The sequence below is a fragment of the Maribacter sp. Hel_I_7 genome (assembly GCF_000688315.1).
Classification (GTDB): domain Bacteria; phylum Bacteroidota; class Bacteroidia; order Flavobacteriales; family Flavobacteriaceae; genus Maribacter; species Maribacter stanieri.
Map to the genome: position 1 here is coordinate 1789574 of NZ_JHZW01000003.1, position 14653 is coordinate 1804226.

General features: G+C 33.3%; 12 protein-coding genes. 4 read left to right on the forward strand and 8 right to left on the reverse strand.

All coding sequences use genetic code 11. The annotated features are described in order from the left end of the window. Positions 1-3 precede the first annotated feature (3 nt). The 4 genes from P178_RS0119495 to P178_RS0119510 all read right to left on the reverse strand — a co-directional run bounded on the left by P178_RS0119495 (position 4) and on the right by P178_RS0119510 (position 4566). On the reverse strand, positions 4-780 hold the full coding sequence (locus P178_RS0119495; RefSeq protein WP_027067811.1) for a 3'-5' exonuclease: 777 nt from the start codon (positions 778-780) through the stop codon (positions 4-6). 226 nt (positions 781-1006) lie between these two features. After that, a complete protein-coding gene (locus P178_RS0119500) occupies positions 1007-2389 on the reverse strand; it encodes a dihydrolipoamide acetyltransferase family protein (RefSeq protein WP_027067812.1) in 1383 nt (460 codons plus the stop codon). Positions 2390-2479: 90 nt separating this feature from the next. After that, positions 2480-3100: a recombination mediator RecR gene (recR, locus tag P178_RS0119505; protein WP_027067813.1), complete on the reverse strand. Its 621-nt coding sequence runs from the start codon at positions 3098-3100 to the stop codon at positions 2480-2482. A gap of 155 nt (positions 3101-3255) precedes the next feature. Further along, positions 3256-4566 carry a M20/M25/M40 family metallo-hydrolase gene (locus tag P178_RS0119510; protein WP_051638374.1) on the reverse strand — a complete coding sequence of 437 codons (1311 nt, stop codon included), beginning with the start codon at positions 4564-4566 and terminating at the stop codon, positions 3256-3258. Between the two features lie 173 nt (positions 4567-4739). Here P178_RS0119510 and P178_RS0119515 point away from each other — a divergent pair, with 173 nt between their 5' ends. After that, positions 4740-6227, forward strand: coding sequence for a sodium:solute symporter (locus P178_RS0119515; protein ID WP_027067815.1), 1488 nt, complete (start codon positions 4740-4742; stop codon positions 6225-6227). On the opposite strand, the gene P178_RS0119520 is transcribed toward P178_RS0119515, so the two are convergent. From P178_RS0119520 to P178_RS0119535, 4 genes are all read right to left on the reverse strand, one after another. Beyond that, a complete protein-coding gene (locus P178_RS0119520; protein WP_027067816.1) occupies positions 6224-6583 on the reverse strand; it encodes a CoA-binding protein in 360 nt (119 codons plus the stop codon). The genes P178_RS0119515 and P178_RS0119520 overlap by 4 nt on opposite strands. Positions 6584-6979: 396 nt before the next feature. Beyond that, positions 6980-7990, reverse strand: coding sequence for a 3-oxoacyl-ACP synthase III family protein (locus P178_RS0119525; RefSeq protein WP_027067817.1), 1011 nt, complete (start codon positions 7988-7990; stop codon positions 6980-6982). A 117-nt stretch (positions 7991-8107) separates the two neighbouring features. After that, positions 8108-9418 (reverse strand): ABC1 kinase family protein, encoded by a 1311-nt coding sequence (locus P178_RS0119530; protein WP_027067818.1) that lies wholly within the window; start codon positions 9416-9418, stop codon positions 8108-8110. Positions 9419-9433: 15 nt separating this feature from the next. Continuing rightward, complete coding sequence (locus tag P178_RS0119535; RefSeq protein ID WP_027067819.1) at positions 9434-10087, reverse strand: TetR family transcriptional regulator C-terminal domain-containing protein; 654 nt, start codon at positions 10085-10087, stop codon at positions 9434-9436. A 370-nt stretch (positions 10088-10457) separates the two neighbouring features. Here P178_RS0119535 and htpG point away from each other — a divergent pair, with 370 nt between their 5' ends. From htpG to P178_RS0119550, 3 genes are all read left to right on the forward strand, one after another. Continuing rightward, positions 10458-12347, forward strand: coding sequence for a molecular chaperone HtpG (htpG, locus tag P178_RS0119540; RefSeq protein WP_027067820.1), 1890 nt, complete (start codon positions 10458-10460; stop codon positions 12345-12347). Between the two features lie 97 nt (positions 12348-12444). Continuing rightward, entirely contained in the window at positions 12445-13854 is a 1410-nt protein-coding gene (locus tag P178_RS0119545) for a hypothetical protein (RefSeq protein WP_027067821.1), read from the forward strand. 163 nt (positions 13855-14017) lie between these two features. Beyond that, positions 14018-14653 carry an MOSC domain-containing protein gene (locus P178_RS0119550; RefSeq protein WP_027067822.1) on the forward strand — a complete coding sequence of 212 codons (636 nt, stop codon included), beginning with the start codon at positions 14018-14020 and terminating at the stop codon, positions 14651-14653.

Here is a 14653-nt window from a genome sequence, read left to right on the forward strand (position 1 = left end):
TTATTAACCAAGTTTATTATTGAGTTTGCTCAATTTAATTTGAGTAAGAATCTTTTTTGTGTACAATGGAAAATCGGCATTAAGCATCCAACCAAAATAACCTGGTTCTTTTTCTAAAACCGCATGTACCTTTTTCCCTTTATGCTTACCAAATGAGAACACCTCTTCACCTTCTTCATCCAATGCAATAAAGCCTGCAAAATCAACGGATTGTTTTCTTCTGGAAAATTCAGATAGCTTTTTAATATTGTTTTCTAAATCAGGATACCTATCTAATTGCGAAAGCAACACTTCATAGGTTGCATTTGTATCTGCAGCTGCGCTATGGGCATCGGTTAAATCTTTATCACAATAAAATTTATATGCAGCTTCTAGCGTCCGTTTTTCCATCTTATGAAAAATTGTTTGCACATCAACAGACACTGTATTTTTCATATCAAAATCAATATCGGCACGTAATAATTCTTCAGCCAATAAAGGAATATCAAATCGATCAGAATTAAAACCACCCAAATCACTATCCTTTATTATCTTATAAATTTCTTTAGAAAGTTCTTTAAATGTAGGTTCGTTCGCTACCTTTTCATTGGTAATACCATGCACTGCAATTACCTCTTCTGGTATTACCATTTCAGGATTAACAAGCCATGTTTTACTTTCCTTGTTTCCATTAGGATATACCTTAAGTATTGCTATTTCTACAATACGATCCTTTGCTACATTGATGCCAGTTGTTTCTAAATCAAAGAAGCAAATAGGTCTGGTAAGCTTTAATTCCATACGTGTTCTACTTTTAACAAAGATACCTTTTCGTTTTTTAGACGCACAAAGTTACCCTTGTTTAATTTATTCAAAGGACAGAAATTTGAAAAATTATGAAACAAATTAATTACTGGAACAAAAAATATGTCACAGTTAAATAACTGCAAATCAAAATGCAACAAAAAAAATACCCCATTAATACTTAAAGTATTATGGGGTATCTGGTAATTTTATTTTTTTGAATTTACACCTCTCGGTTAACATCCCATCCTTCAAGATAATCTGCAACAGCTTTTGCAAACATACTACCCAAAGCACCATTAACCACTCTGTGATCATAGCTATGAGATAAATACATTTTACTTCGAATAGCTATTACATCTCCTTCAGATGTTTCTATTACAGAAGGAATTTTACGTATTGCACCTAACGCCATAATACCTACTTGTGGTTGATTAATAATAGGAGTACCAAATACACTGCCAAATGTACCAACATTGGTTACTGTATATGTTCCACCTTGAACCTCATCTGGTTTTAATGCATTATTTCTAGAACGGTCTGCCAAGTCGTTTACAACTTTAGCGATACCCATTAAATTCAATTGATCTGCATTCTTAATTACTGGAACAATAAGATTACCGTCTGGCAATGCAGCTGCCATACCAATATTGATGTTTTTCTTCTTAACAACAGTATCACCTTCTACTGAAATATTCATCATAGGATATTTCTTCAATGCTTTCGCTACGGCTTCCATAAAAATTGGTGTAAAGGTAAATTTCTCACCTTCTCTTTTAAAGAACCCATCTTTTATTTTATTACGCCATTTAACAATATTAGTAACATCAACTTCTATAAAACTCTGTACATGAGCAGAAGTAGAAACACTATCTGTCATATGCTTGGCAATCAACTTGCCCATTCTTGTCATTGGAATAACCTCGTCTCCACGAGCAACCTGCATTTTAGGTTTTTCGGCAACCGCTGTATTCGTAGTTTCCTCTTTCACTTTTTCCTGCGAAGCGTCTTCTGAACTTTCCACTTTTTGTACTGGTTGTACCGTTTTTGAAGCAACTTCTTTAGCAACAGGTTCATATACTCCGTTTTTTACATAACTTAAGATATCATCTTTGGTTACTCTTCCATCTTTTCCCGTACCAGCAATTTGATCCAGCACCTCAAAAGAAATACCTTCTTCTTTGGCTATATTTTTAACTAAAGGAGAATAGAATCTGTCTGAACTTCCATTTACATGAACCGAAGATGTTTCTGCTTTCGCATGTACCACAGCAGATTCTGCCGCAGAAACCATTTCCTCAAGAACAGGCTCTTCTTCTACAACATCATTTTGGGTATTTGAAGTTTCACTAACATCAACATCATCTCCAACTTGAATGATAGCCACAGTCTGACCAACTTTGACAACATCATCAACATTATAGCATTTCTCCAGTAGAATACCATCTACCTCACTTGGCACTTCACTATCAACCTTATCTGTAGCAATTTCAAAAATGGCTTCGTCCATCTCAATTGTATCACCTACCTCTTTCAACCATGACGTTAATGTTGCTTCCGCAACACTCTCTCCCATACGTGGTAGTTTTAATTCAAATTTTGACATATCGATAATTTAAAGCTTGTTTTATTTATATTTTTTGCAAAAATAATAAAATAAATACCTTTTTATTGATATTTACCTTAAATACAATAACTAATCTTGACGCAAAGAACCTTCAAACGGTACTCTATTTAAAATACTTCTACCTAAAGTGACTTCATCAGCGTATTCCAGTTCATCGCCTACCGCTATTCCTCTTGCAATTGTAGAGGTCTTGACTTCCAATCCTTCTATTTGTCTGAAAATATAAAAATTGGTAGTATCGCCCTCCATGGTAGAACTCAACGCAAAAATTAATTCCTTTATTACGCCTTTTCTCACTTTATCCACTAAGGTTCCAATTTTCAAATTTTGAGGACCTATGCCTTCCATAGGAGAAATTTTACCTCCAAGAACATGATACTTACCTCTAAATTGTCCTGTATTTTCTATAGCCATTACATCTCTAATATCTTCAACTACACAAACCAAAGCATCATCTCTTTTAGGATTGACACATATTTCGCACATAGTAGTATCAGAAATATTATGGCAATTTTGACAAAATTGAATTTTGCCCCGCAAATTTACTAATGATGTAGAAAGGTTTTCTGTACGCTGTTCTGGTTGCTTCAATAAATGAAGTACCAATCGCAAAGCCGTACGCTTGCCAATACCTGGCAATTGTGAGACTTCGTACACTGCGTTTTCTAATAATTTAGATGAAAAATCCATAGCTTTTATTCGGTATAAATTTACAACTAAACTTGAAAAGCATGCCCCACGGTTTTCACAAAATTATTTAACATTTAAAAAGTTTAGAAAAAAAAATTACGTTTCGCCAACAACCATGGCTGCTAACTATATATGACAAACTAAAACTTTATTAGTTATTTATGAAGACCAGCTTCAATAACCGTAAGTAACATTGCTAATTTAATAGCCTCTGCCCCATTTTCATTAAGCCACCATTCATGAAGAGAATGCGCCCCACCGCCAATACCACCTCTACCAATTGTTATTGCCGGAACACCTAAGGAAATAGGAATATTACCATTTGTAGATCCTCTAGTAAGGCTAGGTTCATATCCAAATAAATTAGTGGCGCTAATAGCTCGCTGTACCAACGGGGTATCTAGCGAAAGTTCTCCAGATGGTCTGTCCCCTATCTTTATTAGCTCTAATGAAATTTTATTGTCTACCCCTGTATTATTATACTCTTCTAAAGCCGTTTGCATTGATTGTTTAAAAATAGCTTCTACCTCCTTTAATCTACCACTATCAACAGACCGCATATCAACTTCCATCCAAGACTCAAAAGGTATTGAGTTTACAGAAGTACCACCTCCCATTCTACCTATATTAAAACTTGTTTTAGCACCCTTGTCTGTAAAAGCTTTTGCATTCTCTGTAAATTCTTTTATGGCAAAACCAAGCGCATGATGAGGATTTGCCAACCCGAAAGCTCCCCATGAGTGACCTCCTTTTCCCGTAAACAAAGCTTTATACCTAACAGAACCTAATCCTGCATTATTTACTCTGCCAATAGCACCGCCATCAATGGAAATCCAAGAGTCTATTTTTGGTGCACCATCTTTAAATAAATGTTTAACACCTCTTAAATCTCCTATACCTTCTTCACCTACTGTACCAACGAACCAAACATCTGCTTTGGTTTTTATATTAGCCTTTTTCATTGCCTTAAAAATAGCTAACAACATAGAAAGCCCTCTGGTATCATCACCAATGCCCGGCGCAAATAAAGTATCACCTTTTTTCACCACTTTTACATCCGTTCCTTCAGGAAATACAGTATCTAAGTGCGCATCTAAAACAACTACCATGCCTCCTTCTGTTCCTTTTCTAATTCCAATAACATTACCAACCTCATCTATAGAAACGTTTACCAAACCTGCTTTAACAAACATATTTTTAAGAGCCTCTGCTCTATCTGCTTCCATAAATGGCGGAGCTGGTATTTCGGTCAACGTAATTAGATCTCTCTCCGTTTCATTTTCTATTTCATCTATAAATTCAAAAGCAGTTTTAATACTTTTATCTTTCAAAAGTTTACCAACCTCTTTATTAATTTTCTTGTCTGCAGTTAGACTTTCCTGACCAACCAATATATTACTGACCAATAAACTAATTATCATTAAATGAAATAAAGCCCTATTCTTTAAGAGGAATTCTTGTAGCATGATTATTTTTATTTAAAATTTAATACCTGAAAAGGTATCAAATTTTAATGGGTAAAGAAATGTTCTATTAGCTTTTCAATTACTAATTAAAGTATTCTCAAATTAAACTCTAAGATTTTAAGTAATCGTTCTACCTCCTATAACTTTTTGTAATTTGCCGCAAATTTTACAACATGAACGCCTCTCATATTTTACTATTAATTTCTGGTTACTTTGTTTTGCTATTAATTATCTCCTATTTCACCGGCAAAAACGATTCTAACGAAGATTTTTTCAAGGCAGGAAAACAATCCCCTTGGTACTTGGTTGCATTTGGTATGGTGGGCGCGTCTTTATCCGGGGTAACGTTCATCTCCGTTCCTGGTTGGGTAGAAGCATCTGAGTTTAGCTACATGCAAGTAGTTTTTGGATATTTCTTAGGTTACATGGTAACTGCTTTCGTTCTGCTTCCCATCTATTACAAACAAAATGTAACTTCTATATATGAATACTTAGACGACAGGTTTGGCTTTGTAAGTTATAAAGTAGGGGCAATTTCCTTTTTTATATCAAGAGTTCTTGGCGCAGCTTTTAGATTGTTTTTAGTAGCTATCGTTCTTCAGCAATTTGTATTCGACGCTTGGAACGTTCCCTTTGAAATCACCGTTATTCTTTCTATTTTACTTATATGGGTGTATACCTTTAGAGGTGGTATTAAAACAATTGTATGGACAGATACTTTACAAACGTTGTTTATGCTGATATCCGTAGGACTTTCCATTTATTTTATATTGGATAAAATGGATTGGACGTTCATTGAATTTTTAAACTCCCAAGAATTAAGTCAGTACAGCAAAACGTTTTTTACAGATGACCTTTCTTCAAAAAACCATTTGGTAAAATCATTTTTAGGCGGAATGTTCATTACTATTTGTATGACGGGACTTGATCAAGATATGATGCAAAAGAACTTGACTTGCAGAAATCTAGGGGAAGCTCAAAAGAATATGGTCAGTTTTAGTATCGTATTAGTCATTGTCACTTTCGTATTTATGCTACTTGGTGCATTACTATTCATCTATGCAGATGCTCACAATATCGCTATCCCTCTTATGGACGGTTCTCCAAAATCTGATTTATTGTTTCCAGAAATTGCTTTAAATAGCGGTTTGGGTATAACGGTTGCCGTTACTTTTATGCTTGGCTTAATTGCTGCAGCTTATAGTAGTGCTGATAGTGCTCTTACCTCTTTAACAACATCATTCTGTGTAGATTTTCTTAATACAGAAAAGAAACCTGAGCATGTAGCCAAGAAGACTCGTAGAGTTACACATATTGGTATGAGCATACTACTTATATTAGTGGTAATATCCTTTAAATACATTCTAGATAGAAATGTCATTGACGGTCTTTTAACTGTAGCCTCATATACTTACGGTCCTTTACTTGGACTATTCTCTTTTGGCATATTCACCAAACATCAAGTAAAGGATAAATATGTATGGATTGTCGCCCTTGTTTGTGTGTCCTTTATTCTAATTTTAGCGAAGCTACCAAGTGAATATTTAGGTGGCTATATTTTTGGATATGAGCTTTTACCGTTAAACGGGTTATTGACCTTTATAGGTTTATGGCTCATTCGCAAGAAAAACACCTCAACCGGCAAAAAAGATATTGTTTAATATTGACTGGTGCTCAACAACACTAAGGTACATGCTACCTCTACCTCTATGCCATTGTTTTTCAATAATTTATAGAAATTAGGATTTTCAGTACCAGGATTAAAAATTACACGTTTTGGAGACAAAGAAATAATACTATTATAATATTCTTCTTGTCTTTTTGGATTTATATATAGGGTTATTGTGTGAATATCACTAATTTCGCTTAATCTATTAGTGATATTGACTCCAGAAACCGTTCCTTCCTTTAACCCGAAGGCTAAAGTTTCTACCCCCGAATCTACCAGTCGATGTATAGCTATGTTACTATATCGATTTGGTTTTAACGAGGCTCCAAATACTAGGGTCTTTTTCATGATAAATAAATGTTAAAAGTTCACTAACATGTAACTAATAAGGCAATATTTCGTCTATTAGTAAAGTTAGATACTCTCTGAGTATAAAAATATTGTTGGTAACGCTATATGTTTATAGTTAATGGTTAGTGTTTAGTATAGCCTATCAGCATTTGAAGCCCGACTTCCAATTCATTTTGGAATGTTCGGGTTTCTTCTTTTTATGCTTTTTATAAAAGACATTACTTCCACAACAATTTTTCTTTATAATTCAAAAGTTGAATCATTAAAGTAACAATAAGAACTTAATTGCGTCTATTACTTTATATAGTGATATTTGATATAGAAGATTGGTTGGTTTTTTCTTATTAGGTAAACTATATAGCACCCATAGCAAAAACTATGGGTGCTTTATTTTTACCATCTTATAATTACACTGCCCCAAGTAAAACCACTACCAAATGCAGCTAAAACTACTAAGTCTCCGCTTTTTACTTTACCGGCTTCCCAGGCTTCTGTAAGTGCTATAGGAATAGAAGCTGCCGTAGTGTTACCATATTTCATAATATTATTGAAAACTTGGTCATCACTCAACTGAAATTTCTTTTGAATAAATTGAGATATTCTTAAATTGGCTTGATGTGGCACTAATAAATTAATATCAGTAGACTTCAGTTTATTCTTTTCTAAACCTTCAATAATAACTTCACTAAAACGAACAACTGCATTCTTAAATACAAATTGACCATTCATATACGGGAAGTAAGATTCATCTTGAGGATCATTATCTTCAATGATATCTGTAACCCATCTTTTACCCATACCTGGAGCAATTAAAGAAAGTTCTTCGGCATGCTGACCTTCTGAATGTAAATGAGTAGATAATATACCTTTTGTATTATCTTCTTCTCTAGATAAAACAGCCGCACCGGCACCATCACCAAAAATTACGGAAACTCCCCTGCCTCTTGTGGTCATATCTAAACCATGAGAATGAAGTTCAGAACCAATAACAAGTACATTCTTATACATACCAGTCTTAATATACTGATCAGCAATTGAGATTGCATATACAAAACCAGAACATTGATTACGGACATCTAATGCTCCTACCGTTTTAATTCCCAAATCTCTCTGAACCAAAACTCCAGGACCAGGGAAATAATAATCTGGACTCAAAGTTGCAAATACTATAAAATCAATATCATCTTTATCAATACCTGCTCTTTCAATAGCAATTTTAGCGGCTTTTACACCCATGGTCGTAGTTGTATCACCATCACCTTTAACTACATGCCTTCTTTCTTTTATACCGGTACGTTCCTGGATCCAAGCATCATTTGTATCCATCACCTTTGACAAATCATCGTTTGTCACTACGTTATCAGGTACATAATGACCTAAGCCAATTATTTTTGAATTATACATAGTAATATTTTAACCCTGATAAAGTTCAGGTATAATTAGTGTTGCAATATAAACAACTATTAAGAATTCTATTTAAAAATGTAACATAGGCTACCTAAAAGAATAATAGCTGCATACTTAATCTAGATATTTCTTATAGTCATTCACTATAATATTAGCTTTTAAATCATGAAGAAGATTATAAAGACCAAAAAAAGTACGGTTCATATACAAAAAGTGCTTTGAACCTCTATTACCATTCATTTTTCTTATTTGTTTATCTGAAGAAAACTGTTCTCCTAACGCCGCAATTTTACCCCAAAACACCTCATCGCCAAAATCAAAACGTTCATTATGAAATGGTGAAGTAAATAAACTTAGCAATTGATGAAATATTGATTTAAAAAATAAAATTTCTTCTGGCGTATCTGAATCCATTAAAATCTCAAGTTCATATAACTTAGCTGTAAATTTCTCATCATCTGATATGATTTCAGGTCTAGCCAACTCAAAATAAGGAACATAGAATGAGTCTGGTACTTCTTTTATGCACCCAAAATCTATTGCAATTAGTTCATTATCATCGTTAACCAAAAAATTACCTGGGTGTGGATCTGCATGCACCTTACGTAACCCATGAATTTGAAACATGTAAAAATCCCATAACGCCTGACCTAACTTATCACCAGTGGCTTGCGAGAAATTAGTTTTCGCAAATTCACTTAAATGCATACCGGTCATCCAGTCCATTGTAATTATACGCTCACTTGAAAGTTCAGTATAGTACTCTGGAAATTTAATGTTCGGTATTACTTTACAAGCTTTAGTAATCTCTTGGCTTTGGGCAACTTCTAAAATGTAGTCTGTTTCTTCAACCAATTTATTCTCAACCTCTTTAAAATACTTTTCTGAATCTTTTCCTTTTAGATTGAACATACGAATGGCAATTGGTTTTACTATTGCCAAATCGCTACTTATACTTTGTGCTACCCCAGGATACTGAATTTTAACGGCTAAATTTTTTCCATTTTTTGTTGCTTTATGAACCTGCCCAATACTAGCAGCATTTATAGAATCTTTGTCAAAAGTGTCAAAAACCTCTTCAGGATATTTATCTAAGTATTTTTTAAATGTTTTTCTCACCAAAGGTGCAGATAATGGTGGAACTGAAAACTGAGATAGAGAGAATTTTTCTACATACGCATTGGGTAGTAGATTCTTTTCCATACTTAACATCTGGGCAACTTTGAGCGCACTACCCTTTAAAGACTTCAACCCATCATAAATATCTGTGGCATTATCTTCATTTAACTCGTCTTTAGTAGTATCTGGATTGATAATTTTTTTACCAAAATATTTGGCATAATTACCGCCAATTTTAGCGCCTGTTTTCACAAGCTTACTTGCGCGTTCTATTTTCCCTGTAGGTATTTTATCTAGTGTTTTCAAATTGCAGAATTTAGATTAGGCAAAGGTTTCCTTATATAGAAATTTTCCGAAATCTAGAATATTCTCTAAAGGGGTATTATCAAAGACATCAAATATGGTGTTAACCGATTTCTCAATAGCTACATCTGTTTTTTCAAACCCGGCAGAATCATCAGACTTCCAAAAGTTCAATAAAAACATGGTCTGTAACCAAGCCCCTTCTGAAAACAACTGTGGATTATGTTTGGTTAATTTTGAACTTTTATTTTGATTACCATTAGCAATCAATACTTTCGCAAATTCTTTAATATTTTTTCGAAGCCCTTTTAATTGCTCCATATTTTTCAATGGACTAGGGGCATTCTCCATTATAAACAATACATAGCTTCTATTTAATGTTAGCACCTCAAAAAAAGTATAGAAGAATGTGAGCATTTTATCTCTGTTCGTAAAATCCTGATATTCCTTATTCTTTTCAATAACATTAACCGTATTCTCATAAAAGGTATTCCAAATTCCTTTTTTTAATGCCTCTATAGAACCGAAATAGAGATAAAAGTCCGATTCTTCAATAGCATTTACTTTACAAAATTTATAGACCGTTTTGGGTAGTTTTTCATTCTCCAAAACATAATCCATGAACATGGTAATAATTGAATCTTTAGTTACTTTTTTAGCTTTAGCAGACATAACAATTTATTTTACAAAAAGGTACGATGTAGATTTCATAGTTAGCCGTTTTTATAAAACATTAGCTTTTATTTAGTAAAAACGTGCTATTGAATAATAGCACGTTTTCAAACAACCTAACCAATAAATAATCAACATGTGATTATGCTTAAAATTCTTTTTCATAGCACTTTTTCATAACCACAATACAAATATACATTATGTTTAACTTTTTTACATAATTCATAAACAAAAATATATGTTAAACTTTAAAAAGTCAGATAACTGTCAGTTTGTCACGATAACCTATTGTGGTATTTTTTTTGACCAATAGCAACAAACAATCATATTAACAATAGCCACACTAAAAGTGGCGTAAAAAATATAAAAAATGGCAACAGGTAAAATTAATGTGTCGGTAGACAACATTTTTCCACTGATCAAGAAATTCTTGTACAGTGACCATGAAATTTTTCTAAGAGAATTAATTTCGAATGCAACAGATGCAACCTTAAAAATGAAGCATTTGACCACTATTGGCGAGGCTAAGGTTGAATATGGCAATCCTATCATTGAGATCAAGGTAGATAAAGAAGGCAAAAAACTTCATATCATTGATCAAGGTCTTGGTATGACTGAAGAAGAAGTTAAAAAATACATTAACGAAGTAGCGTTTTCTGGTGCTGAAGAGTTTTTGAACAAATATGAAGACTCTGCAAAAGACTCAGGAATTATAGGTCATTTTGGTCTAGGTTTCTATTCTGCATTTATGGTAGCCCATAAAGTTGAGATTATTACCAAGAGTTACAAAGATGAGCCAGCTGTACAATGGTCTTGTGATGGTTCTCCTGAATTTATCATGGAGCCTGCTGAAAAAGATACTCGTGGTACAGAAATCATTCTTCATATTGCAAATGATTCCACAGAGTTTTTAGAAGATGGTAAAATAAACAGTCTACTAAGTAAGTACAACAAGTTTATGCCTATTCCAATTAAATTTGGAATGAAAACTGAGACCTTACCAAAACCAGAAGGCGCAAAAGAGGAAGATCCTGCACCTACTAAAGAGGTAGATAACATTATTAATAATCCAAACCCGGCATGGACAAAGCAACCTGCAGATTTAAAGCCAGAAGACTACAAGAGTTTTTACAGAGAGCTTTATCCAATGCAGTTTGAGGAGCCTTTATTTCATATTCACTTAAATGTAGATTATCCTTTTAACCTTACCGGTATTCTTTATTTTCCAAAGCTTTCTAACGATTTAAATCAGCAGAAAGATAGAATACAATTATATCAAAATCAAGTATTTGTTACAGATAACGTTGAAGGTATAGTACCTGAATTCTTAACGATGCTACGTGGGGTTATTGACTCTCCAGATATTCCATTGAACGTATCACGTTCTTACTTACAGGCAGATGGTGCCGTAAAGAAAATTTCTTCTTACATCACTAGAAAAGTTGCCGATAAAATGAACTCACTTTTCAAGAACAACCGTGAGGAATTTGAAGCGAAATGGAACGATATTAAAATCGTAATTGAGTACGGTATGCTTTCTGAAGATAAGTTCTTTGATAAGGCAGACAAATTTGCTCTTTATCCAACAGTAGACGGTAGTTACTTTACTTTTGGTGAGTTACAGGAAAAAATTAAGGACACCCAAACAGATAAAGACGGTAAGACAGTTATTCTTTACGCATCTGATAAAGAAGCGCAGCACAGTTATATTGAAACTGCTAAAGCTAAAGGATATGAAGTTCTGTTATTAGACTCTCCAATCATTGGTCACCTAATGCAGAAGCTAGAAAGTTCTAAAGAGAATATTTCTTTTGCACGTGTTGATGCTGATCATATTGATAAGTTAATACAAAAAGAAGAAACTCAAATCTCTAAATTATCTGATGAGGAAAAAGAGACTTTAAAGAAAGAGTTGGAAGAAGCAATCACTGACAAAAGCTTTACTGTACAATTAGAAGCTATGGATAGCGATGCATCACCATTTACTATCACAGAACCTGAGTTTATGCGTCGTATGAAAGAGATGCAACAGACCGGCGGTGGCGGTGGTATGTTTGGTATGGGATCTATGCCAGATATGTACAACTTAATTGTAAATACAAATCACCCATTGGTAAGTGAATTCTTAAACACGAAAACTGCGAAGAAAAAAGAGCGATTGATCAATCAATCACTAGACTTGGCGAAGTTATCTAAAGGCTTACTTAAAGGTAAAGCTTTGACGGAGTTTATTAAACGTAGCTATGAGATGGTAAAATAAATTACATTTCCTCTAATCTTTTAAAAAGCCACTACAAAAAATGTAGTGGCTTTTTTGTTAAATGTGGTTATCTTTCAGTTGAGAAACTAAGAATTAAATGAGCACCAACTACAGAAGCGTCAATTTTAAAAAATTACTAGATAAGCTACAGCAAGAAAGCTGGCAATTAGAATTAATTATTTCTGGTTTTGCTATTTACGGTCTATTTGCTGCATATGAACCAATAGAGTTGAAAGTTGCGGCGGGTACTGTTGCTGGAACGGATGAGTTTGGATTATTTTGGGCAGTTATTCTAATATGCTGTCAAATATTCACATTTAACTTGGTTGTACATGTACTATTAAGAGGGCTATGGATAGGTGCAATAGGCTTAAGATATGTATCTGGTGATATTAACTACTCAACTCTTAATTATTCCGAGAAATTTACTTCGTACCTAAAAAGAAAAGTTGGTTCGTTTGATCAATATATTGCCAACCTCGAAACCTATTGTAGTATCATATTTGCAGTTTCATTTTTAATGATTTTCTATGTTATTGGTTTCTTCTCTGTAATTTTCAGTCTAATATTAATTACTCAAAGTTTCGAACTATTAATTTTTCTTCCTAAATGGGTAATACGAATTATAATTCTTGCATTAGTAATTCCGTTTCTTCTTTCTTCAATTGTTGTGTTCATTGACTTTTTAGGTCAAGGTATCTTAAAAAAGAAAAAGTGGATATCAACTATTTACTTCCCCATATACTGGGTATTTAGTAAATTAACGTTATCCTTTTTATATCGTCCTTTAGCATATAACTTTCTAGATAATAAATTAGGAAAACGCCTAAGTTTTATCTTACTACCTATTTATATTTTAATTGCTATTATTTCTTCCTTAAATTATCAGAATTCAAATTATTTGATTTCTACTAATGACTCATCTGAGTATCAAATAATAAGTGACCATTATGATAATTTATCAACAGAAGAAGATAAGTTCATTAGTATAGCATCAATACCTTCCAAAATTATTAAAACTAAATACCTTCCTATTTTTCTATTATATAATAAAGAAATGGAAGACTTTATTTTTGATAAAAACAACACCCTTAAACCTGAAGAAGATAAAAGAGGTATAAAATCTTCCTTAACTGTTGATTTCAAAAAAGGTTTAGACGATGCTTCTGGCAAGAAAAATGTAATGAATTTAAAAGGATATCTTGAAACTGTTAATGAAATCTATCTTTTAAAAATAGATTCAAAGAAATATGTAAGTGATTTTATAATAAGCTCAAATGCCAAAGAGAGAATAGGTTTTGAAACCTATCTAAATATTAAAAATCTAAGTGAAGGCAAACACATTTTGACTATTACCGGTCCTACTAAAGAAAATAAAATGGACCCAAAATCTAAAACTAAAGAAGAAGTACTAGTTACCATCCCATTCTGGTACTTTCCTGAAAACAGAACCTCATCAATTAACCAACATAACGGTGTATTACAAGACACCTTGACAACCAACTAAGACCCATAAGCTAACTACTGAATTTAGAAATAAGTAACAAACAGACGAATAAATCATAGGTTACTAATAAATACCATACATTTTTAACCGATTTAACAATAGTTTGGTCAACTTTAGTAAGACCCATAACTTAAAATACTAGTGCTTTTTTTATCTTCACCATATGAAGGTGATTTCAACGAATATAGGGGACGCTGTAACTTTTGAATGGAACGGTGAAAAAGAACAAACGGGTATCTTCAAATACCCTACTTCTAAAGGTTTATTCTTAACCAAAAATGATGTGAAAGATGACACTGTAATTGACCGTGTTCATCATGGTGGTGTTAATAAAGCATGCTATTTATTTTCTGCCGATTATTACGATTATTGGAAGAATTTATATCCAGATTTAGAATGGGATTGGGGTATGTTCGGTGAAAACCTAACCGTAGAAGGTCTTGATGAATCTAAAATTCGCGTAGGCGATATTTATAAAATCGGAAACGTACTTGTTCAAGTATCGCAACCCCGTGAGCCTTGTTATAAATTAGGCATCCGTTTTGGCACTCAGAAAATACTTAAAGAATTTATTACCCATAATCACCCCGGCACATACGTGAAAGTTTTAGAAGAAGGTCATGTAAACGCAGGCGATGAAATAACTTTAGTTGAGCGGTCTACAAATGCATTGACTTCTCAGCAATTTTATGAACTAATGTTCGCAAAAGATAAATCTAAAGACTTGCTAGACTTGTTCATGACAAATGAATCTGTCCCTCAATACAAAAAGGACAGATATTTAAAATACCTATCTTAA